General features: G+C 38.8%; 19 protein-coding genes and 1 tRNA gene. 17 read left to right on the top strand and 3 right to left on the bottom strand.

Going from position 1 to position 20,065, the window contains the following annotated elements; genetic code table 11:
- The first annotated feature begins 92 nt into the window (after positions 1-92).
- From AC3B6Y_RS02880 to AC3B6Y_RS02860, 5 genes are all read left to right on the top strand, one after another.
- Positions 93-1,274: an aminotransferase class I/II-fold pyridoxal phosphate-dependent enzyme gene (locus AC3B6Y_RS02880; RefSeq protein ID WP_489758121.1), complete on the top strand. Its 1,182-nt coding sequence runs from the start codon at positions 93-95 to the stop codon at positions 1,272-1,274.
- Positions 1,274-2,731 (top strand): hypothetical protein, encoded by a 1,458-nt coding sequence (locus AC3B6Y_RS02875; RefSeq protein ID WP_489791308.1) that lies wholly within the window; start codon positions 1,274-1,276, stop codon positions 2,729-2,731. Before AC3B6Y_RS02880 ends, AC3B6Y_RS02875 begins: the two co-directional genes overlap by 1 nt.
- Entirely contained in the window at positions 2,728-3,711 is a 984-nt protein-coding gene (locus AC3B6Y_RS02870; protein WP_489791307.1) for a glycosyltransferase family 2 protein, read from the top strand. Before AC3B6Y_RS02875 ends, AC3B6Y_RS02870 begins: the two co-directional genes overlap by 4 nt.
- Positions 3,712-3,775: 64 nt before the next feature.
- Positions 3,776-5,038 carry a tyrosine--tRNA ligase gene (gene tyrS / locus AC3B6Y_RS02865; RefSeq protein ID WP_489758124.1) on the top strand — a complete coding sequence of 421 codons (1,263 nt, stop codon included), beginning with the start codon at positions 3,776-3,778 and terminating at the stop codon, positions 5,036-5,038.
- A 23-nt stretch (positions 5,039-5,061) separates the two neighbouring features.
- Entirely contained in the window at positions 5,062-5,796 is a 735-nt protein-coding gene (locus AC3B6Y_RS02860) for a DUF975 family protein (protein WP_489791306.1), read from the top strand.
- 115 nt (positions 5,797-5,911) lie between these two features.
- Here the strand turns inward: AC3B6Y_RS02860 and AC3B6Y_RS02855 are convergent, their stop codons facing one another.
- On the bottom strand, positions 5,912-6,571 hold the full coding sequence (locus tag AC3B6Y_RS02855) for a metal-dependent transcriptional regulator (RefSeq protein ID WP_489791305.1): 660 nt from the start codon (positions 6,569-6,571) through the stop codon (positions 5,912-5,914).
- A gap of 96 nt (positions 6,572-6,667) precedes the next feature.
- Between AC3B6Y_RS02855 and AC3B6Y_RS02850 the strand changes: the two genes are divergently transcribed.
- The 3 genes from AC3B6Y_RS02850 to AC3B6Y_RS02840 all read left to right on the top strand — a co-directional run bounded on the left by AC3B6Y_RS02850 (position 6,668) and on the right by AC3B6Y_RS02840 (position 9,315).
- On the top strand, positions 6,668-7,183 hold the full coding sequence (locus tag AC3B6Y_RS02850; protein WP_489769517.1) for an HdeD family acid-resistance protein: 516 nt from the start codon (positions 6,668-6,670) through the stop codon (positions 7,181-7,183).
- A gap of 119 nt (positions 7,184-7,302) precedes the next feature.
- On the top strand, positions 7,303-9,153 hold the full coding sequence (locus AC3B6Y_RS02845; RefSeq protein ID WP_489791304.1) for a cation:proton antiporter domain-containing protein: 1,851 nt from the start codon (positions 7,303-7,305) through the stop codon (positions 9,151-9,153).
- 89 nt (positions 9,154-9,242) lie between these two features.
- Positions 9,243-9,315, top strand: a tRNA-Thr gene (locus AC3B6Y_RS02840).
- A 162-nt stretch (positions 9,316-9,477) separates the two neighbouring features.
- Here the strand turns inward: AC3B6Y_RS02840 and AC3B6Y_RS02835 are convergent.
- Positions 9,478-10,179, bottom strand: coding sequence for a hypothetical protein (locus AC3B6Y_RS02835; protein ID WP_489769519.1), 702 nt, complete (start codon positions 10,177-10,179; stop codon positions 9,478-9,480).
- Positions 10,180-10,350: 171 nt separating this feature from the next.
- On the opposite strand from AC3B6Y_RS02835, the gene AC3B6Y_RS02830 reads away from it, so the two are divergent.
- Together AC3B6Y_RS02830 and guaA are read left to right on the top strand one after the other, a co-directional pair.
- A complete protein-coding gene (locus AC3B6Y_RS02830) occupies positions 10,351-11,022 on the top strand; it encodes a hypothetical protein (protein ID WP_489769520.1) in 672 nt (223 codons plus the stop codon).
- Positions 11,023-11,041: 19 nt separating this feature from the next.
- On the top strand, positions 11,042-12,589 hold the full coding sequence (gene guaA, locus AC3B6Y_RS02825; protein WP_489791303.1) for a glutamine-hydrolyzing GMP synthase: 1,548 nt from the start codon (positions 11,042-11,044) through the stop codon (positions 12,587-12,589).
- Positions 12,590-12,659: 70 nt separating this feature from the next.
- On the opposite strand, the gene AC3B6Y_RS02820 is transcribed toward guaA, so the two are convergent.
- Positions 12,660-13,229, bottom strand: coding sequence for a TetR/AcrR family transcriptional regulator (locus AC3B6Y_RS02820; protein WP_489791302.1), 570 nt, complete (start codon positions 13,227-13,229; stop codon positions 12,660-12,662).
- A gap of 83 nt (positions 13,230-13,312) precedes the next feature.
- On the opposite strand from AC3B6Y_RS02820, the gene AC3B6Y_RS02815 reads away from it, so the two are divergent.
- From AC3B6Y_RS02815 to AC3B6Y_RS02785, 7 genes are all read left to right on the top strand, one after another.
- A complete protein-coding gene (locus AC3B6Y_RS02815; protein ID WP_489791301.1) occupies positions 13,313-13,960 on the top strand; it encodes an HXXEE domain-containing protein in 648 nt (215 codons plus the stop codon).
- Between the two features lie 5 nt (positions 13,961-13,965).
- A complete protein-coding gene (locus tag AC3B6Y_RS02810) occupies positions 13,966-14,619 on the top strand; it encodes an HXXEE domain-containing protein (RefSeq protein ID WP_489791300.1) in 654 nt (217 codons plus the stop codon).
- 95 nt (positions 14,620-14,714) lie between these two features.
- Complete coding sequence (locus AC3B6Y_RS02805; protein ID WP_489791299.1) at positions 14,715-15,068, top strand: iron-sulfur cluster biosynthesis family protein; 354 nt, start codon at positions 14,715-14,717, stop codon at positions 15,066-15,068.
- A 230-nt stretch (positions 15,069-15,298) separates the two neighbouring features.
- A complete protein-coding gene (locus AC3B6Y_RS02800; protein ID WP_489791298.1) occupies positions 15,299-16,231 on the top strand; it encodes an NlpC/P60 family protein in 933 nt (310 codons plus the stop codon).
- 292 nt (positions 16,232-16,523) lie between these two features.
- Positions 16,524-18,029, top strand: coding sequence for an ABC transporter substrate-binding protein/permease (locus tag AC3B6Y_RS02795; RefSeq protein ID WP_489758137.1), 1,506 nt, complete (start codon positions 16,524-16,526; stop codon positions 18,027-18,029).
- Positions 18,016-18,774 (top strand): amino acid ABC transporter ATP-binding protein, encoded by a 759-nt coding sequence (locus AC3B6Y_RS02790; protein WP_489790202.1) that lies wholly within the window; start codon positions 18,016-18,018, stop codon positions 18,772-18,774. The genes AC3B6Y_RS02795 and AC3B6Y_RS02790 overlap by 14 nt, the downstream gene beginning before the upstream one ends.
- Before the next feature lie 10 nt (positions 18,775-18,784).
- A complete protein-coding gene (locus AC3B6Y_RS02785) occupies positions 18,785-19,927 on the top strand; it encodes an ArgE/DapE family deacylase (protein WP_489791297.1) in 1,143 nt (380 codons plus the stop codon).
- Positions 19,928-20,065 lie beyond the last annotated feature (138 nt).

Raw genomic sequence — 20,065 nt, 5'->3', positions numbered from 1 at the left:
AGTTTGCTAATAAGTTAGCAAGCAGAGTCTGATGGTAAAGAATTTCAAAAGACAACTGATTGTTCTAGGTAATCCAAGAAGGGAAGATTGACATGAGTGATTTAGAATCCAAAATGAGTACAGCTGCATTGCAGTTAAAACCACAAGATATTTTTTTGTTTAATGCTCAAGCTAATCAAACACCAGGCATTGTGAATATGACAGTCGGGGAACCAGATTTTATTACGCCCCAGCATATTCGTGAAACGGCTAGTCAAGCAATTTTAAATGATAAGATGCACTATACAATTCCGGAAGGCAAACCTGAATTAACACAGGCAATTGCGGACTTTTTAAAGACCAAATATGATCTACAATATGATCCCAAAACACAAATTGTCACTACAATTGGTGTGACGGAAAGTGTTTATACCACTTTAACAGCAATATTAAATCCTGGTGATGAAGTAATTTTACCGACACCTTGTTTTACTATTTATGAACCGGATATCTTATTAAACCAAGCAAAACCAGTTTATTTAGATACTTCACAAACTGATTTTCGGATTGATCCTCAAGTTTTATTAACGTTGTTACAACAACATCCGAAAGCTAAGGCTATTATTTTGAATTATCCGAATAACCCGACAGGGGTAACCTATGATCAACAGCAGCTACAAGCGTTAGCTGATGTGTTACGGCAATTTGAAATTTTTGTTTTGAGTGACGAAATTTATAGTGAACTATCTTATGATGTTCAACACGTTAGTTTAGCGAAGTTTTTACCGGAGCAAACAATTTTAATGAACGGTTTATCTAAATCGCATGCGATGACTGGTTGGCGCGTGGGTTATGTTTGTGGTCCCCAAAAAATTATGGCTCATTTGTTACATGTGCATGAATTAGTTACCACTTCCATTCCAGAAGTTAGTCAGGATGCGGCCATTGCGGCCTTGACAGCTGGTCAAGATGATACAAAAGCGATGAAAGTGGAATATCAAAAACGGCGGGATTACTTGTATCAACATTTAACACAGTTAGGTTTTCAAACTTCTAAACCGCAGGGAGCTTTTTACCTGTTTATTAAATTGCCAGCCAGTTTGCCGCAAGATGACGTCCTAGTGGCGCAAGAGTTAATTGCACAAGAAAAGTTGGCTTTATTACCAGGCAGTTTCTTCGGTTTAGGAGGTGCTGGTTATTTGCGGATTAGTTATGCTGCCAGCATGGAAAAAATTAAAACGACGGTCACGCGTTTAGCTGATTACTTGAAGAAAAAGGAAGGTTCTATTGCTTGATGGGTGCAACTTTCCAATCATGGATGACTAAAGTTTTAAAATTGGTTTTAATTGGCTTTGGTGGCTTGATGGTTGTCGGAGCCATTTTAAATAGTTGGACGCTGTTAAAAGAACAGGTAGGTACAGATCGGTGGCTATTGGTAGTGAGTTGGTGTTTGCTACTAGGCTTAATCACAGTTTGCACCTGGTTATTAGTCAAAATTCCCGATCAACCAATTAACAATTTAGTGGTGGTCACACTTTTATTAATTATTTTTGCGGGGCTTTTTTTAGCTTGGATTTATCAAACACCAACTAAACAATTTAGTGACTATCATAAATTTTGGCAATTGGGCGCTCAAGCAGTTCACGGACACCCGATTTATCATACTGATAACAGTTATTTTTCTAAGTGGGCTTATCAAACCGGTTTTTTAGTTTACGTAATGGGTTTTATTAAACTATTTGGTGTTAATTTGCGACTGTTTCAATGGTTCACGGTCGTACAACAAGTTGTGGTGCTAGCTCTAACTTATGTGTTGGCACAAAAGTTATTCCACCAAGTAACAATTAGTCGCCTTAGTGTATTTTTTATTGGGATTAATCTGGAATGGTGGGCACTGAACAATCGGGTGACCAGCCAATATTTGGCGTTAATCTTTTTCTTGTTGACCTTTATTCTGCTAATTGATGCTAGACCGTTTCACTGGTTAGCAGCGGGAATTTGCTTAGCACTCGGCAATGTCTTACGGCCCTTAGGGATCGTTTTTGTGGCTGGAATTATCGTATTTTGGCTTATTTATCGGTTGTGGACAGTACCAAGCAACTGGAAATCTTCAATAGCTCAGCTATTGGGTTTAGTCGCAGTTTATTTTTTGCTACTGGCTAGTTTGGGCTCTGCCATTAAATTATCTGGTTTAAACGCGTACGGATTAAGTAATCGAGATAGTGAATGGAAATTTGTCATGGGCTTAAATTATCCGACCGCTGGCGCTTACTCAAATGAAGTACGGCACCAGTTTAATTTACATGATAGCCGGCAAGTGATGTTACACAAAGAAAAAAATGTCACCCAGCAGCATATTCGTTATTTGAACAAGCATCACCTCTGGCTGAAATTATTTGTAAAGAAATTTTTTGTTCTATGGTCTAATCCGTCTAACACGCTGTCTTTTTCCCTTTTTGACCAAAATCATACGCCACGACATACTTGGTGGGTAACGATTATTGCTTACGGGATTAGTGTGATTGAGATGGGATTAGTGTTGCTGGGAGCTGTGGTATTGTGGTTGAAGCAGTCCAGTAATTCAAAGTTTAATCTCTTATTACTGGTGTTATTTGCCTACGTTTGCGCGCAACTAATCATCGAAGTGCAAGGGCGTTATCGCTTAGAGTTCGTGCCGATATTAGCGATCATTGCCAGTGTGGGTGTTAATCAGTTTTGGATGGGGATAAAAGAGTCGAGGTGCGGTCAGTGAGCACAAATAAATTAAGTATTGTGGTGCCCTGTTTTAATGAACAGGCGGTTTTGCCGCAATCCATTCCGGTTTTAAAACAAGTCTTACAAAAGCTGATTGTTCAACATCAAATCGCGACTGATAGTCAAATCGTTTTGGTAGATGATGGCAGTAAAGACCAAACTTGGTCGTTAATTGAACAATATAGTAATGCTGATCAAAACGTGACCGGAGTTAAACTCAGCCGTAATTTTGGGCACCAAGGTGCGCTACTAGCTGGCTTAAGTACTGTGGTGCATGATTCCGCTATGGTAGTGTCGATTGATTCGGATTTACAAGATGACCCCCAAGCCATCATTGAAATGGTAGGCAAGTATCATCAAGGCTACGAAGTAGTTTATGGTGTACGCAATAATCGCGCTACTGATAGTGCGTTTAAACGTTCAACGGCCGAACTATTTTATCGAGTGATGAGTGTTTTAGGAGTTAAAATGATTCCGGATGCGGCAGATTTTCGATTAATGAGCCAACGAGCTGTTCAAGTACTATTAGATTATCCCGAACGCAATTTGTTTTTACGGGGATTGGTACCATTAGTCGGTTTTCAGAGTGCTAAAGTCTATTACCGACGGGCAGCGCGTGTCGCAGGGGAATCCAAGTATCCGTTAAGTAAAATGTTGAAGTTAGCTATTGATGGCATTACTTCCTTTTCAATTGCGCCGATTAAATTAATCATGGGTCTAGGCTTTTTTATTGTGCTAGTAGCCTTGTTATTATTACTGTATACTATTGTGCAGAAAATACGGGGCGCCGTAGTATCTGGCTGGTCGTCGTTAATGATTTCAATCTGGGCGTTAGGTGGTGTGCAACTGATCTGCATTAGTGTGATTGGTGAATATGTGGGGAAAATTTTTCAAGAAGTAAAACAACGACCGCGTTTTACAATTGAGAAAGATTTGTACCATGCTAAAGAATCAGCTAACACAAAAGTAAAAAATTAGGGTCAATTTTCTAGTTAAAATTAGCTATAATGAAAGATAAATACTTGCTAAAGGAGTGAGGTTCGTGACTAAAAATATTATTGATGAATTAACTTGGCGCGGTGCCATTAATCAACAAACTGATGCAGAAGGTTTAAAGTCTTATGTTCAAGATCATCAGATTGCACTATATTGTGGGGTTGATCCGACCGGTGATTCGTTACATGTGGGTCATTTAGTAACTTTTATGATTTTAAAGAGATTTCAATTATTAGGTCATAAACCAGTGATCGTTATTGGCGGAGCAACGGGTTCAATTGGCGATCCGTCGGGTAAAAAATCTGAACGTGTTCTACAAACCATGGAGCAAGTGCAAAAGAACCAAGCGGCTTTAACTAAGCAGATGGTGGCTTTATTTGGAACTGATAACTTTGAAATTGTTAACAACTATGATTGGTTGTCAAAAATTGATTTACTCACCTTTTTACGAGATTACGGCAAATTATTTAATGTCAATACAATGTTGAATAAAGAGATTGTCTCTTCGCGCTTACAAGTAGGGATTTCTTATACTGAATTTACTTATCAAATTTTACAGGCGATTGACTTCTTAACGCTTTATCGCCAACATCAAGTTCGCTTGCAAATTGGTGGTGGTGATCAATGGGGCAATATTACCGCGGGCATTGATTTGATTCACCGAGTTGAAGGCAATGATACGCAAGTCTTTGGCTTAACTATTCCGCTCTTACTGAAAGCCGATGGGACTAAATTTGGTAAAACGGAAGGGGGCGCAGTCTGGTTAGATCCGAAGAAAACTAGCCCGTACGAATTTTACCAATTTTGGTTTAACACTGATGATCGAGATGTGATTAAGTACTTGAAGTACTTTACTTTCTTAGATCAAGACCAAATTTCGCAATTAGAACAACAAATGCATTCAGCTCCGGAAAAACGGGAAGCCCAACGCGTATTAGCTCAAGAAGTTACCCGCTTTGTGCACGGTCAAGCGGCTGTTGATGAAGCAGAAAAAATTTCAGCTGCCTTGTTTAGTGGAGATTTACTTGCTTTATCTGCGCAAGAAATTGAACAAGGTTTTAGCTCGGTGCCATCAGTGAGTGTTACTGGTCAAATTAGTAACTTGGTGGAATTTTTGGTTGATCAAACCCAAATTGAACCTTCAAGACGTCAAGCTCGTGAAGATATTCAAAACGGAGCAATTTATGTTAATGGTCAACGTCAACAAGACGTTAACTATGAATTAGATCCAACCCAGGCGTTTGATGGGCGATTTGTGATTATTCGTAAAGGTAAAAAGAAGTACACTTTGGTTCGCATCCAAGGGTAGTTAGAAAGAATAGGTAAAAAAGATTGCGACTTCCCCAAAATATTTATGAAATTAAGCGTCAAGCCCGTCTCAATTTAGCGAAACATCCGCGCAGTTGGTTGTATTTGGGATTAGTACCGACTCTAGTATTAATGTTGATTATTTATTTAATTTTTTGTTTAGCCGTAAAAATAACTAATCAATTACCTAGTGGGTTAGATTCACAGCAATTATATCGTGTTGTGCAGCAGTTCGTTAGTGCCAGCCCTAAATTATTATGGTATAGCCTTGAAGCACAATTAGCTTACGCTTTAGTAGCGATTGGCACTCAGTTCGCAGCTTTAAATTGGACGCGTGGTCTGAATTATAAAGGCGGCGTATCGCAAAGTTTACAAGTCTTTTCGGGAGTGTATTTCTTTCGCGTTTTGTTTTTATGGTTGATTTGCTATGGCATTTTTGAATTAGGCTTGCAACTATTATGGATTTTCGGGCTTTATTTTAGTTATGGTTTACGTATGGTTTACTTTATCCTGAAAGATCTTTCTCAAGTTCAAAAATTATCTTGGACCCAGACTTTGAAAACTCTTTGGTTTAGTTGGCAAATGATGCGGGGCAATAAATGGCGGTTATTTATGTTGGATCTGAGCTTTTTAGGCTGGGATATACTGAATGGTTTAACTTTCGGGTTGACTAACTTATATGTAGCACCTTATAAAGCAGCTAGTTATGCCGCCTTTTATCAAGATATTTTGGCTGTTCGCATGAAAGCTCAATTTTAGCTGAATAATAAGTAACAAAAAAACAATACCAGAAAGGACCATTAGTCTGAACTGGTATTGTTTTTTTTGTGTTCATTGTAATTTGAAGAAATACTTAATTGGTAAGCAACCTTACTCATGCTTCATTAACTGGTTCGACAAAAATGTAATTAGCTAATTTTTGACTTAAAGAAATCTTTTGTTGCTCATCAGTAATGATTAAAACTGAATGATCAAAGCTGGAGTGTTCCGTAACGGTAATAACTTGGTTTAATTTTAAGCCTAAGCTAGCAAAATGTGCCAAAAAGTCGCGATTATCAAAAATCCGCACGATTTTGACGGGCAGATTAGGTTTCACCTGACTTAAAATGAGATCATCGGCATCGGTTTCGCCTTGACCATTGCCCGGAATGATACCGCCGTGTGGACACTTTTGTGGAAAGTTCAAATAACGATTTAAAGCAGCCGTCATTTGGGCATCAGTCGCATGTTCTAAAGCATCGGCCTCCGGATGAACTTCCACTAATGGATAGTGTAATTTGTCAGCTAAAAAGACTTCCCAAAGTCGATGTTTCTGGACTAACTTTTCTGCTAAAGCTTGACCTTTGGCAGTTAAGGCAATGGAATTATATGGCGTGTGCTCGATAAAACCATTTTGACTGAGGGTCAAGAGCATTTCAGTAACGGATGGGGCACTAACATTCATCATGGCTGCCAAGCGCTTATTCGTAACTTTTTGTGCGCTTTGCTGTAATTCAAAAATGTTTTTTAAATAATTTTCTTGACTGGGTGACAAATTCTTGCTACCCCCTATAATTTAGGATACTATGCTCATTATAAAGTGTTCGTAAAAAACGTGCAATTTAATTTTAAAAATCGAGGCGAATAGTTGATGAAGACCCGGAAGTTTGATTTCTTTAGTCTAATTATTGGAATATTTTCTTTGTATGTTGGCTACTTGATTATGAGCCATCCTCTGACCGGCTTATTGTCCATCATTGTCGTAGTTGGTATTTTTGCGTTCGTGCGTGGCGTTTATCAATTATGGTTAAGCTATCGCTTGAGGAAAGTAACAAAACGGCAGACGGGGTGGTTAATTTTTGCAGCCATTGTAGATATCATTTTGGGCATTATCTTCTTATTCAATTTACCATTGGCAGTTTCTACTTTAATTTATATTTTTGCCATTTGGTTTATTGTTGATGGTCTGGCAGAAATTAGTATTGCGCCTTTATACCATACTATGGGCAAAAGTTATCATTGGCTAATTATTGGGCTGGCAATTTTGAGTATCGTTGCGGGCGTCAGCTTATTATTTCGTCCAATGTTAGCTGCCATATTGATCGTGGCGTTGGCGGCAACTTATTTCTTTGTCGCTGGTATATTAGAAATCGTGGAAGCTTTTTAAATTGTTAATGAGACTACCGACAGTTGACAATTCATAGTATAATTAATGCTGTCAATTTTGCTGTTTCAGCAAATCATTGATGGTACTACATATTAGTCAACAGAGGGGTAGTTATTAGCATGGATCTTTCATTAGTTATTGTGGCGTTGGCGGCTTTTTTGACACCAACGATTTTGGCGCGGTTCAAAGTTTCTTTGATACCGTCTAACATTGCGGAAATTATTGTTGGGGTGATTTTAGGCAAAAGTTGTTTGAATGTGATTCACATTAATTCCGTTTTAGATACGCTCGCTACTTTGGGAACCATCATGTTGTTGTTTTTAAGCGGGATGGAAATTGATTTTTCATTATTTAAAAAACCGGAACCGACCACCACTTTAGAAATTAAGCGGGCCCAAACAGCAGACAATGTCTCACCATTAAAAACGGCAGCCATCGCTTATGGCTCAACGTTAGTTGCTTGTATTGTTTTAGGAATTTTATTTGCCGTGGGTGGCTTGTTTAAGGACGTTTTCTTATCATCAATCTTATTTGCGACAGTTTCTCTAGGCGTCATGATTGGAATTTTAAAGGAAAATAATTTATTGGGTAATACTTATGGTCAAACATTATTATTGTTTGGTGTCTTAGGAGAAATTATTCCCTTAATGGGGTTGACGATTTTCTCAGCCATTAAAGGTGGCCATGGTACGACTTTGTGGTTATTGTCCTTAGTTTTTCTAGCAGCAGCCTTTTTGTTAGCACGTTTTCGGAATTTCTTTAAAAGTGTCATTAAGCTCAATAAATCGACGACACAACTAGATATGCGCTTTGCCTTTTTGGTAATTATTATTTTGGTAGTGCTCGCTATGTCGGTAGGGGCCGAAAATATCTTGGGGGCCTTTTTAGCAGGAATTGTGATCAAACTTTTGGAGCCACAGAAGGCAACGGAAGTGAAGTTGAATGCCATTGGCTACGGCTTTTTAATTCCCTTTTTCTTTATCTTAACGGGAGTTAAGCTGAATTTGATAACATTATTAAGTTCGAAAAAGACTTTAATTTTGATTCCACTATTATTAGTGGCCTTCTTAGTAGCTAAATTACCAGCTTATTGGAGCTTCAAACGTCTATTTTCTAAGTCGAACGCGATCGCGGGAACGTGGTTAGTGGAAACGACGATGACCCTAGTGATTTCCGGCGTAGCCATTGCGCAAGATATTCACGCTTTAACTAGTCAGCAAAGTGGCGCTTTTACTTTGGCGGCAATTATCACTTGTTTACTGGGACCGTTATTGTTTAAGAAATATTACCAACCGCAAGAACAAAAAGTGACGAAGACGAATGTGCATATTATTGGCACAACTGCGTTGGCAGTAGCCGCCGCTCAGCAATTACCGAAAGAATGGTATGAAGTGGCGCTTTATACCAACCATCAGGATAGTTATGACACATTTAAAGCTAGTTATGACATTACTTTACTGCCAGACTTAGATGTTTCCAAATTAATTGCCGCAGGCATTTTTGATACTGATATTTTGGTGATTTCACACATTCATTCAAATATTAATTTTCAATTAGCGTTAGCGGCTAAAAAATATGGTGTCCCGCGAGTCTTGGTTCGATTAGATAATCCAGATCCTGATAAATCTGGCACGATGGCCCAAGAATTGACGCAAGCTAATGTTGAGTTCTTCAATACCTTTGATGTGGGTGCAGGCGTTTTGCGTTCAGCCATTGAATCTTCACGAATTTTACCGTTAATTACTTCGAAGCATTCACGTATCTTTGAATTTAAATTGGTTAACCCTAATTTTGCTGGAACAACAGTGGCGCAATTGCCGAAAGATGTGGTGGTCAGTCGCATTATTCGCAACGGCAAGCCGTTAATTCCACATGGCGAAACGTTGTTGCAGCAAAATGATCACTTAATTTTGACGGGACCATGGGATTCGATTGTAAAATTACGGACGACTTTGGGTGAACAGAATTAAGGACACGGAGATAAAAATAAATTTGCGATAAATACAAATTGGGCTTGGCAAATAGGTAATTGTTTGCTAATATAAATAAGTGCTCAATTGCCATCTTAGCTCAGTAGGTAGAGCGCCACCGTGGTAAGGTGGAGGTCGTCGGTTCAAACCCGATAGATGGCTTATTATGTAATAGGATGAGATTTTTGATCTCATCCTATTTTTGTATTTAAAAGATGCAACTCCCAACTTAGTTGAGTGGGGCTGGATTATACAAAAAAGATTGCAACCAAAGTTGTTTCAAACTTGGTCACAATCTTTTTTAAACGGCATCAATTTAACTAATTATTTAAGTACACCGATACTTAACTTCTTACCTTGAACAACGGCGGTTACTTGGTAATGATTCAACTTCTGATTTTGTTGTTGTCCTTTATTACTTTTAGCTTTTTTAACGAGGTTATTCAAGTCAGCCCGTTTGATCTTCAACCCACTGGCAAAAGCATTGACGTTAGCTTTGACTTCATTACTCTTATAATCGTTGAAAGTTAAAGCAACCCGATAGAGGTTCGTTCCATCACTGAGCATTTTATAAGTCGTTGTTGGACTAAATAAAAGCTCCATTGGTTGATTTAATTTTGGCAATTTAGCAGCCATCTTAGCTTGCAGTTGCTTTGAATTATTAAAGTTATTAGCAAAATCTTGCAAGGATAAAATTTTCTTCGGCTTTTGCACCGTTACTTTAATTGGCTTTTTCAAAGCTTTGCTTTGACTAACTTTCACTTGACGCTTTTTAGTTGCTGCTGGTAAAGAGATCGTATACTTATCGTTTTTGACAGTCACACTTTGCTTAGGATTATCTGCAACTTGGTAATAAACTTTGCTACCTTTGTTGGAATTACCTGTAATTTCTTGTTTAAAAACTTTAGTGCCCGTAGTATTGTGTGCGCTAAAGGGCTTATTATCTGCGCTATTATTTGAATTTGAGCAGCCTGCTAATAAGAATGCAAAACCTGCCACAGCAACAGTTAATTTTTTATTAAACATTGTTGTTCTAACCACACTTTCATTTTATTTGTTAACAATCACATTATAGCAGTTTTTCACGTTTAGTCCTATGATGAGTCACAAAACTTTTGACTTTGATAATTAAGTTGTAGTCGCGACTTTGATAATGGTATAATTCGCTAAGGATAACTGTTACAAATGGAGAATAATATGAATGTTTTAAAATCACCAACTTTACGTGGAATTTGGTATGTCATCTGGTTAATAATGGTTGTAATTTCGCAGCATTTGGAACAATTAAGTATTGGTAGTAAGTCGATCCGTTGGGCTTATGCCGTGCTTTTTTTGATTGTTTCAGCATTTTTTTTGTTAATGATGGTCGGGCGCTATCGCCATGAGCAGCTATCGTTTGAAGGGTCAGCCCCCAACTTATTCGAAGGATTGGGGTTGTTTTTTGGCTTTGTGACTTTTATAGCGCTCATTATTGGTATTTTCTTATTCCTGATTAGTTATTTAAAAGCGCAAGGGCGGTTACCATCATTAAGGGTCTCCTCGGACTATCTGGATCGGGGACTGTTAGTTTTTTGGTTTGACTTGTTGGCCTCTGCTTTTATAGTGGCTGTGGAACAACAATTTGTTGTCACGGGCTTTTTCTTTAATTATTTCTTTCGAGAAAATACTTTAACCAATGCTTTATTAGGCATTATTATTAGTGGTATTTTGTATGGACTACTGAACATGGAAGTCTTTCATTTTATTAATTTCTTTATTTACTGTGCAATTGGTTGTTTATTAGCCGTGGTTTATTTAGCGACACAAAATTTTCAGATTAGTTTGTTATTAGGAATTTTTGTAGCTATTTTACGCGTGATTTTGATTTAAAAAAGGGAGACGTGATTGCATGACAGAGTCGAAGCAAGTTGATAGTATTTTAGTTTTAGATTACGGTAGTCAATACAATCAATTAATTACCCGGCGGATTCGTGATATGGGAGTTTATTCCGAGTTATTACCACACACCATCAGTGCGCAGGAAATCCAGGCAAAACAACCGCAAGGTATTATCTTATCTGGGGGTCCCAATAGCGTTTATGATCATGATGCTTTAACGATTGATCCGCAAATTTGGCAATTAGGGATTCCTATTTTGGGAATTTGTTACGGTATGCAATTGATGATGCATGATTTGGGGGGGCAAGTGCAAGCCGCAGGCAAACCAGAATATGGTCGGGCGCAAATTGAAGTTTCAGATACCACGAATTTATTATTTGCTGACTTGCCCCAACAGCAATTTGTTTGGATGAGCCATGGCGATCGGGTGACCCAAATCCCGGCAGAGTTTACGGCAGTAGCCGTGAGCGATAGTACCCCGTTTGCCGTAGTTGCTGATACCCAACGTCAATTTTATGGTGTCCAGTTTCATCCGGAAGTGCGTAATAGTGAGTATGGCTTGGATATTTTACGCAACTTCACATTTCAAATTTGCCAAGCTACGGCTAATTGGAGCATGCAAGATTTTATCACTGAACAAATTGCTAAAATTCGTGCCACAGTGGGTAAGCGCCGAGTTTTATTAGGCTTGTCTGGCGGCGTTGATTCTTCAGTGACTGGTGTCCTGCTACATAAGGCCATTGGTTCACAATTAACTAGTATCTTTGTCGATCATGGTTTGTTACGCAAAGGTGAAGCGCAGGAAGTAATGGCGAGCTTAGAGGGTAAGTTCGGTCTGAATATTATTAAGGTTGATGCCCAACAACGGTTTATGGACAAATTAAAAGGTGTTACTGATCCAGAGCAAAAACGGAAAATTATTGGTAATGAATTTATTCAAGTTTTTAATGATGAAGCACGTAAGTTAGATGGCATTGATTTCTTAGCGCAAGGTACTTTGTATACTGATGTAATTGAAAGTGGCACTAATACGGCGCAAACAATTAAGTCCCACCATAATGTCGGTGGTTTACCTGAGGATTTGCAATTTACCTTGATTGAGCCCTTGCGGACGTTATTTAAAGATGAAGTGCGTGAACTCGGCGAAAGATTAGAGATGCCCCACGATTTAGTTTGGCGGCAACCGTTTCCCGGCCCCGGACTGGGAATTCGAGTTTTGGGAGAAGTCACAGCGGATAAACTCCAAATTGTGCGGGACAGTGATTGGATTTTACGCGATGAAATTAAAAAAGCGGGCTTGCAGGAATCGATCTGGCAATACTTTACCGTGTTACCAGGTATGCGCAGTGTTGGTGTGATGGGTGATGGGCGCACATATGATTATACTGTTGGTATTCGCGCAGTAACTTCCATTGATGGCATGACAGCCGACTTTGCCCAAATTCCGTGGGCCGTGTTAGCCAAAATTTCTACGCGCATTACGAACGAAGTCGCCCACGTTAACCGCGTCGTGTATGACATTACTTCTAAGCCACCAGCAACGATTGAGTGGGAATAAAATTTGTTAATCTGTTGAATAGAAAAGGCAATGTAATCAGTTATTTTTGATGACATTGCTTTTTTGATTATTAAGTCAGATGTTGTTTAATATCTAAGGCAATTTGCACCATTTCAGTGGGCGACTTGGTAGCACCGCGGTTTAACCAATTAATTAACATCGCAAACATACCCCCAATGGCAAAATTTTGTAAATAACTGGCGTTGTCCGTGGGAAGGTTAGCTAAGGCACTCTGTTGTAAATTATCTAACCAAGAACGTTCTAACAAATGAAGTAATTTATTTTTTTGTAAGAGTAACAAAATTTGGCGATGTTGTTGCCAAAAGTTAAAAAAGTAAAAAACAATCTCAGTAAATTGTTGGTGATCTTCTTGGGCTAATTGACTGAATAAGGTACAAGTTAGCTGATTCAAATAGGTCATTAAAACATCTTCTAAAGATTGAAAATAATGGTAAAAAGTCCGGCGGGCATAACCGGCTTTGTTGACCACATCAATGACTCTTAAAGAGCTAAAAGAATGATCTGTTAATAAAGCTAATAATGCGCTGATAAAATCGGCCTGCGTTTGGCGGGCCTTAGTAGTTTGTTTAGCAAGATAAATTGGCTCATTATTTGACAATTGTGCAATTCTCACTCTCATTGGATTAAGTTACTATGCAAAATTATTTGCAGTTATTATAATCTAAAGTGACTAGCTAAACAATAACGAGTGAGGCATCAGAAATGAAGCGATTAGTTCAACATTGGTACCAATGGGCAGTTTATGTGGCAGGTTTGTTGACTGTCATTTTGGTTTGTGGCAACTGGACGTTGCTGCAACAAACGTTATTGGCTTCTTTAGTAGTTTTACATCTACATTTTTATGAAGAAATGGGTTTTCCCGGTGGTTTTCCCTGGATCGGGATGAAAATTGAATTGCATTTAACTGATGATAATTCTCGTCAGTGGGATTTAAATCAAGCTTCATCATTTTTTGGCAATGAATGGTTCGCTGTGGTCGTGTACCTCTTGCCATTATTTGTACCACAAGTTCACTTTTTAGCCTTGGCAGCAGTAATTTTTGCTTTTGCAGAAATTGCGATGCACTTGTTTTATTTCAATTGGGCCATGAAAGTTTGGTATAATCCGGGCTTATTAACTGCGCTATTGGGACTATTACCCATTTCGGTTAATTATTTATGGCGTGCGATCCCACAGGGGCAATATTCATGGCTCGATTTAGTAATGGCTGTGATTTGGATTGCCTTTAATTATTGGGTCGCTTTTCGTTCGCCAATCTATAAAAAATTAGGATCACTGAAACAATATTCTTTTACTACTGAAGAAGTGAACCGTGCGCAGTATTATATGAAGAAAATGAACAAGGAGTAATAGCAATGAAATTTTTATGTCGACACTGGCAGCACTTAGCTGCAATAATGTTTGTGGGATTAGCGTTTTATATGGGCTTTTGGGGTGGCCGTCAATTAAACACTCTACAAGTTTTTATGTTGATGAGTCTGATGGCTTTATTAGCGCACCAATCTGAAGAATACATTTTGCCTGGTGGTGCCGCCTTAGTGATTAATTTAGGAATTTATCATGAACCGCAGAATTATCGTAATTTCTCGGGAAATACTTTATCCTCCATGTTAGTTAATGTCATTTCGTGGTTGTTTTACTTGTTAGGGATAATTTTTCCCCACTGGATTTGGTTAGGACTAGGGATTATGTTCTTTAATTTGATCCAATTGCCCGGGCATGCTTTGATGATGAATAAAGCGTTAAAGACGTGGTACAATCCGGGCATGGCTACCGCGATTTGTTTGTTAATGCCAGTCAGTGTGGGCTATTTCATTTATATTGTAGAAAATAACTTGGTGGTGCCATTAGACTGGTTGTTAGGCGTTGGAGTATTGATTGTGGCAATGGTTGCAATTATTGTTTTACCAGTGCAGTTACTCAAAAATCCTAACTCACCATACAAAATCGCAGATTGGCAAGTGCAACAATATCGTAAAGTTAAAGCTTTTGCTAGCTGGCAAAAGTAACTCTGCGTAACAGATTATAATTCTAATTGCTTGGCAATTTCCCGCTTTTTAACTATCATAATCAATGAGGCTCAAAGGAAAGGGAGTTAAGTAGAATGTTTTTACAAGTTGATTCAGCTGCACAAACTAAATTGCAACCATATCTGGATGATCCAAATGCTTTGATACTATTAAACTTTGATGACGGGGTAAGTGATTATTCGCATACGCAAGCTAGTTGTACCTTAAATGTGAACTTTAACTTGACTGTGATTCAAAAGAGTGCTGATCATCATGATTTTCAACAGACGTTAACAACCTCGGTCGGCGACTTTTTAATCAAATCTTATTCACAGGACTTTTTAGACGAACAAATGCAATTAAAAGCTACCGCCGGTGGTGTTTTACAGTTGACCGGGACGCATGCGGGGATGATTGCTAGTCGCGTACCAGTTGTCGATGAACGTTAACATTTAGGAGTACCACTTACTTAATCTTAAACAAAGTGCGTGTAATTTTTTAATTACGCGTATTTTATTTTTTAAATAATTGCGACTATTGCAACACTGATGGAAATTGACAAATTGCTTTGTAGTATCTTAAGAAATTCTTAAACATTTTGCTTCACATTTGGCACAATTCGTTGTAAATTAGTATTAGTAAATTACAACAGGAATTGAGTGGAGATAAGGGATGATTTATGGTGAAACAATTGAATAAAGTTTTAGCAGCTGGTACTTTGATGGCGGCTGGTGTAGCGGCGGTAACGACTCAAACTTCACCGACTAAAGCTGATACTTACAATGCCAAGATTGCCACAACTAATGCGCAAACGAGTACGGTTAATTTATATAATAACCAAGGGCAAGTAATCCCTAATCGACAACTACCGGCCAATACGCAATGGCGCGTTGGTAAAGTTGCTTATTTTCAAGGTGGAAGTCAAAACTTACAAAATGTTTTGATGTATCAGGTTGCACCTAACGAGTGGTTACGCGCTCAAGATAGTTCTTTAAACGTCACGCCTACTAACGTGGTGACTAAGAATTTGGATACCGGCGTGACAACACCAGTCAGTCCAACGCCAGTTACTAATGCTGCCAGTGTGACCAATATTCCTGCCACCACTGCTACGCCAGTTAATAATGGTGATGTAGTGACAACGGCTAAGAGTATGCTGGGTTACTTTAATTATGGTGCGACTCATGGTATTGGTAACATCGGATCTGTGGCCAATCCTAATCCTGATGGTGTTACTGATTGTTCTGGTTTTGTTTGGCTAGCTTTAGCCAAAGCCGGTTATCGTGTTCCGGCTAATATGGGTTGGTACACACAAACCATGGAAAACGATGCTAAGGGTGCTCACCAATATTTACAAGCGATTGATCCTAGTCAAGCTCAAGCAGGGGATATTGTTATTGTTAATACCAATGATGGCTTTGGACAAAATGGACATACTGCGATCTTAGAAGGACCGTGGCAGAATGTGACACCTGGTAGTAACATGACACCAGTGATTCAGATGGGTGGTCGCACTACTGCTAAGGGTGTTAATGAAGATGGCTTTGCTACGTCATTTTTGAGTTTATTACAAGGTAATTATACGTTAACGATTGCGCGGCCAATTCGTTAAAATTGCTAATTAAAGAGTTACTTTGACATAATGTTAAATTATAAAGATTGGAAATTAATCAACCGAATAGTAATAATCTTCACTACGTTGGTGAGCCAAGGTAATTGAGACTTTTCTCATCAATTAATTACGTTTAAAAAAGGTAATAGGTGATTGATTGTTACTGCGGTCTAATGATAACTTTGGAACAATAGTTTCAAAGTTATTTTTTTGATTTTAATTTTAATTAAAATCTTGCAATTTTTGCTTATTATTTTATAATGTGAGTTATTAAATAAAGGAGGTATTATTTATGAACAAGCATAAGTCTTGGTTACAAGTATTAATTGTAATTTTGACGGTCATTTGGGGAGGATTGACGGCGACCACACAAGCGCAAGCCGCGGGAACAAATGGTCAAGTGCAAGATGACTATTTGCAAAAAGTGCAAGCTAAAAAAGAGCTAGTGATGGGAACTAGTCCTGATTTTCCACCATATGAATTCGTTAAAAATATTCATGGCAAATCAACAGTTGTCGGAATGGATGTCGAAGTCGGTCAAAAAATTGCGTCGGACTTGGGTGTGAAATTAGTTATTGAGCGGATGGATTTTGATTCGTTGTTGGTGGCTTTAGAGACCGGCAAGGTTGATATGGTCATTTCAGGTATGAATAACACGCCACAACGGGCGAAGAGTGTGGCTTTTAGCAAGGATTATTATCAAACAGGGCAAGATTTATTAATTCGGCAAGCTGATGTACATAGGTATCATAATTACCGATCATTTTCAGGCAAAACTATTGGCGCACAAACAGGTTCTATTCAGTATTCATTGATTAAACAACAGGCTAAAGCTTCGAAACTCAAAGGTATGGATAAAGACAATGATTTAGTTTTGGCGTTGCAGACACATAAGATTGACGCAGTGGCAGTTGATACGGCAACCGCTAAAGCCTTTGTCAAAAATACTAATGGTTTGGTTCGGATTCCTTCGGGTTTTAAGATTTCGTCAGCGGGTTCTGCAATTGCTTTTCCTAAAGGGGCCAATTCTTTAGTGCAAGCAGCCAATAAATCCATTGATACGATTCACAAGGATAATTTAATTAATAAAGTCTATTTACCCAAAGTTGGTAAATATATGACCAATAATAAATCTAAGAAAGCCAAGCAAAAAGCTAACTCTATGTGGGCTTATAAAGATTTCTTTGTTGCTGGTGTCGGTTATACCTTAATGATTTCCGCAATTTCGGTCTTCTTTGGGTTCTTATTAGGAATCATCTTAGGTTTAATGCGGTTAAGTCAGAGTTCTTGGGCGCAAAAGTTAGCAGGAGCTTATATTGAATTTGTGCGGGGCACACCGTTAATGGTGCAATTACTGTTTATTTATTTTGGTTTAGGTGTGGTTGTTAATATTCCCGCTTTATTATCGGGAATTATTGCGGTCTCGCTAAATTCGGCAGCTTATGTGGCTGAAGTGATTCGTTCCGGTATTAATTCGGTTAATGTTGGGCAAAGAGAAGCTGCCCGTTCGTTAGGAATGTCACGGGTTTTAACCATGCGGTATGTCGTCTTTCCACAAGCAATGAAAAACATTTGGCCCGCTTTAGGTAATGAATTTATTTCTTTGATTAAGGAAAGTTCGATTGTGTCTGTAATTGGAGTTAAAGATTTAATTTATCAATCGCGTTTAGTGCAGGCGGATACGTATCGTGGCGTAATGCCTTTAGTCATCACTATGATTTTGTACTTTATCATTACGTTCAGTTTGTCGCGTTTAATGAAATATTTTGAAAGGAAAATGGGCCATGGAAACGACTAAACAACAGCCAGTTTTGTTAGCAACGAAACAATTAACAAAAGCATTTGGCACCAATACAGTGCTCAAAAATATTGATTCACAAGTACACGAAGGTCAAGTAATTTGTTTAATTGGACCTTCAGGAGCCGGGAAAAGTACCTTTTTAAGATGTTTAAATTTATTGGATCAACCAACTTCGGGGGCGGTTCTTTTCAAAAATCAAGACTTAACACAGTTAGCGGATAAACAGCTGGATCAGTTGCGTCAGCAAATGGGGATGGTTTTTCAGCAATTCAATTTGTTCCCTCACATGACAGTTTTGGATAACTTGACCTTAGCACCGCTGAAAGTTAAGCAAATTTCAGAAACGGCAGCGACTGCTAAAGCACAAGAACTGTTAGAACAAGTAGGTTTGAGTGATAAACAAACGGCCTATCCGGCTAATTTATCAGGGGGCCAACAACAAAGAGTGGCCATTGCGCGGGCCTTAATGATGGATCCGCAAGTGCTACTTTTTGATGAACCTACGTCGGCCTTAGATCCCGAAATGGTGGGCGAAGTTTTGAAAGTAATGCAGGATCTGGCTCAAAAAGGAATGACGATGATTGTCGTTACGCACGAAATGGGGTTTGCCCGTAACGTTGCTGATCAGGTTTGGTTTATGGCCGATGGTGGCATTCAAGAGTCTGCTACACCAGCACAATTCTTTCAACATCCTCAAACTCAGCGGGCACAGGACTTTTTAGATAAGATTTTAGAGTCTTAGGGGTTATTTTATGGAACAACAACAAGCGTTAAAAATTTTAACTGATTTAATTGCAATCGAGACCGTTGATCAAAACGAAAGCCAGGTCGCCGACTATATTGCACAGCTGTTTCAGCCGTATGCCGATCAAGTAGCAATTCAACGCGTTAATTTTGCTCCGGGACGCGATAACTTATTAGTTACAATTGGACAAACCGGACCGATTTTGGGTTTTAGTGGTCATGAAGATGTCGTTGCAGCTGATGCTCATGCTTGGCAAACGCCGCCTTTTGCAGGAACTGTTCGTAATGGTAAAGTTTATGGCCGCGGTGCGAGTGATATGAAATCCGGCTTAGCAGCAATGATTGTGGCCATGCTTGATTTATTAGCGACCAAACAGCCGTTGGCAGGACGAGTCCGACTATTAGCCACAGTTGGTGAAGAGACGGGCGAATATGGTGCAGCTCAATTAGTCAAGTTGGGTTTAGTCGATGATTTATCCGGACTAGTTATTGGTGAGCCATCCAATTTACAGCTGGAAGTTACGCATAAAGGCGTCATTGATTACTGTGTCACTTCACGGGGAAAGGCGGCTCATGCTTCAACACCAGCAGCAGGCAAAAATGCGATTTGGCCATTAATAGACTTTGCTCAAAAAGTTCAAGCCTATTTTGCACAAGCTGAGCTAGCAGATCCTATTTTAGGTAAAATGACGCATGTTCTGAGTCAAATCCAGGGTGGTGAACAGATTAACTCCGTCCCCGCACAAGCAAGTTTAACGGGAAATATTCGGACAACGCCGGCTTACACTCATGAACAAATTTATCAATTTTTAAATGAGCAAATTCAACAATTAAATGCTCAAGGGGCAGATTTAACCATTGAGTATCGTTATCCGGAGTTACCGTTACCGGATCAATCGCAAAGTAAATTAGTGACCATAGCCCAGTCTGTTTTACAAAAGCAACTGCATTTGCCAGGCGAAATCATTGCCGGTCAAGGTGCAACTGAAGCTTCAGAATATATTCAAGTTGGTAAATTTCCGATTGTCATTTGTGGTCCGGGTGAAGGAGTGAGTGATCACCAAGCTAATGAATGGGTCAGTGTCCAAAATTATTTGTTAGGCTGCCAATTTTATCAAGCTTTGGCACAAAATTTTTGGCAAATGAATTAAAAAATAGTACTTCACAATAGTTGTTGTGTTAAGTTTCATTACTAAGAAATTTGGTTTCTGCTTTTTAAGAAAAAGGTTAACAAAAAGTTGTTGCTGTTTTAAAGTTGCAATAATTAAAAATTGCTGAGAAAAGATGAG

The sequence above is a fragment of the Bombilactobacillus sp. ESL1092 genome, assembly GCF_058107465.1.
This window is presented reverse-complemented; position numbering and strand designations above follow the sequence as displayed.

Excerpts from the sequence above, each read along its gene's own strand:
- AC3B6Y_RS02880 (WP_489758121.1), top strand. The coding sequence starts at position 93 with ATGAGTGATTTAGAATCCAAAATGAGTACAGCTGCATTGCAGTTAAAA.
- AC3B6Y_RS02875 (WP_489791308.1), top strand. The coding sequence starts at position 1,274 with ATGGGTGCAACTTTCCAATCATGGATGACTAAAGTTTTAAAATTGGTT.
- AC3B6Y_RS02850 (WP_489769517.1), top strand. The coding sequence starts at position 6,668 with ATGAAGACCCGGAAGTTTGATTTCTTTAGTCTAATTATTGGAATATTT.
- AC3B6Y_RS02845 (WP_489791304.1), top strand. The coding sequence starts at position 7,303 with ATGGATCTTTCATTAGTTATTGTGGCGTTGGCGGCTTTTTTGACACCA.
- AC3B6Y_RS02835 (WP_489769519.1), bottom strand. The coding sequence starts at position 10,179 with ATGTTTAATAAAAAATTAACTGTTGCTGTGGCAGGTTTTGCATTCTTA.
- AC3B6Y_RS02830 (WP_489769520.1), top strand. The coding sequence starts at position 10,351 with ATGAATGTTTTAAAATCACCAACTTTACGTGGAATTTGGTATGTCATC.
- guaA (WP_489791303.1), top strand. The coding sequence starts at position 11,042 with ATGACAGAGTCGAAGCAAGTTGATAGTATTTTAGTTTTAGATTACGGT.
- AC3B6Y_RS02820 (WP_489791302.1), bottom strand. The coding sequence starts at position 13,229 with ATGAGAGTGAGAATTGCACAATTGTCAAATAATGAGCCAATTTATCTT.
- AC3B6Y_RS02815 (WP_489791301.1), top strand. The coding sequence starts at position 13,313 with ATGAAGCGATTAGTTCAACATTGGTACCAATGGGCAGTTTATGTGGCA.
- AC3B6Y_RS02810 (WP_489791300.1), top strand. The coding sequence starts at position 13,966 with ATGAAATTTTTATGTCGACACTGGCAGCACTTAGCTGCAATAATGTTT.
- AC3B6Y_RS02805 (WP_489791299.1), top strand. The coding sequence starts at position 14,715 with ATGTTTTTACAAGTTGATTCAGCTGCACAAACTAAATTGCAACCATAT.
- AC3B6Y_RS02800 (WP_489791298.1), top strand. The coding sequence starts at position 15,299 with ATGGTGAAACAATTGAATAAAGTTTTAGCAGCTGGTACTTTGATGGCG.
- AC3B6Y_RS02795 (WP_489758137.1), top strand. The coding sequence starts at position 16,524 with ATGAACAAGCATAAGTCTTGGTTACAAGTATTAATTGTAATTTTGACG.
- AC3B6Y_RS02790 (WP_489790202.1), top strand. The coding sequence starts at position 18,016 with ATGGAAACGACTAAACAACAGCCAGTTTTGTTAGCAACGAAACAATTA.
- AC3B6Y_RS02785 (WP_489791297.1), top strand. The coding sequence starts at position 18,785 with ATGGAACAACAACAAGCGTTAAAAATTTTAACTGATTTAATTGCAATC.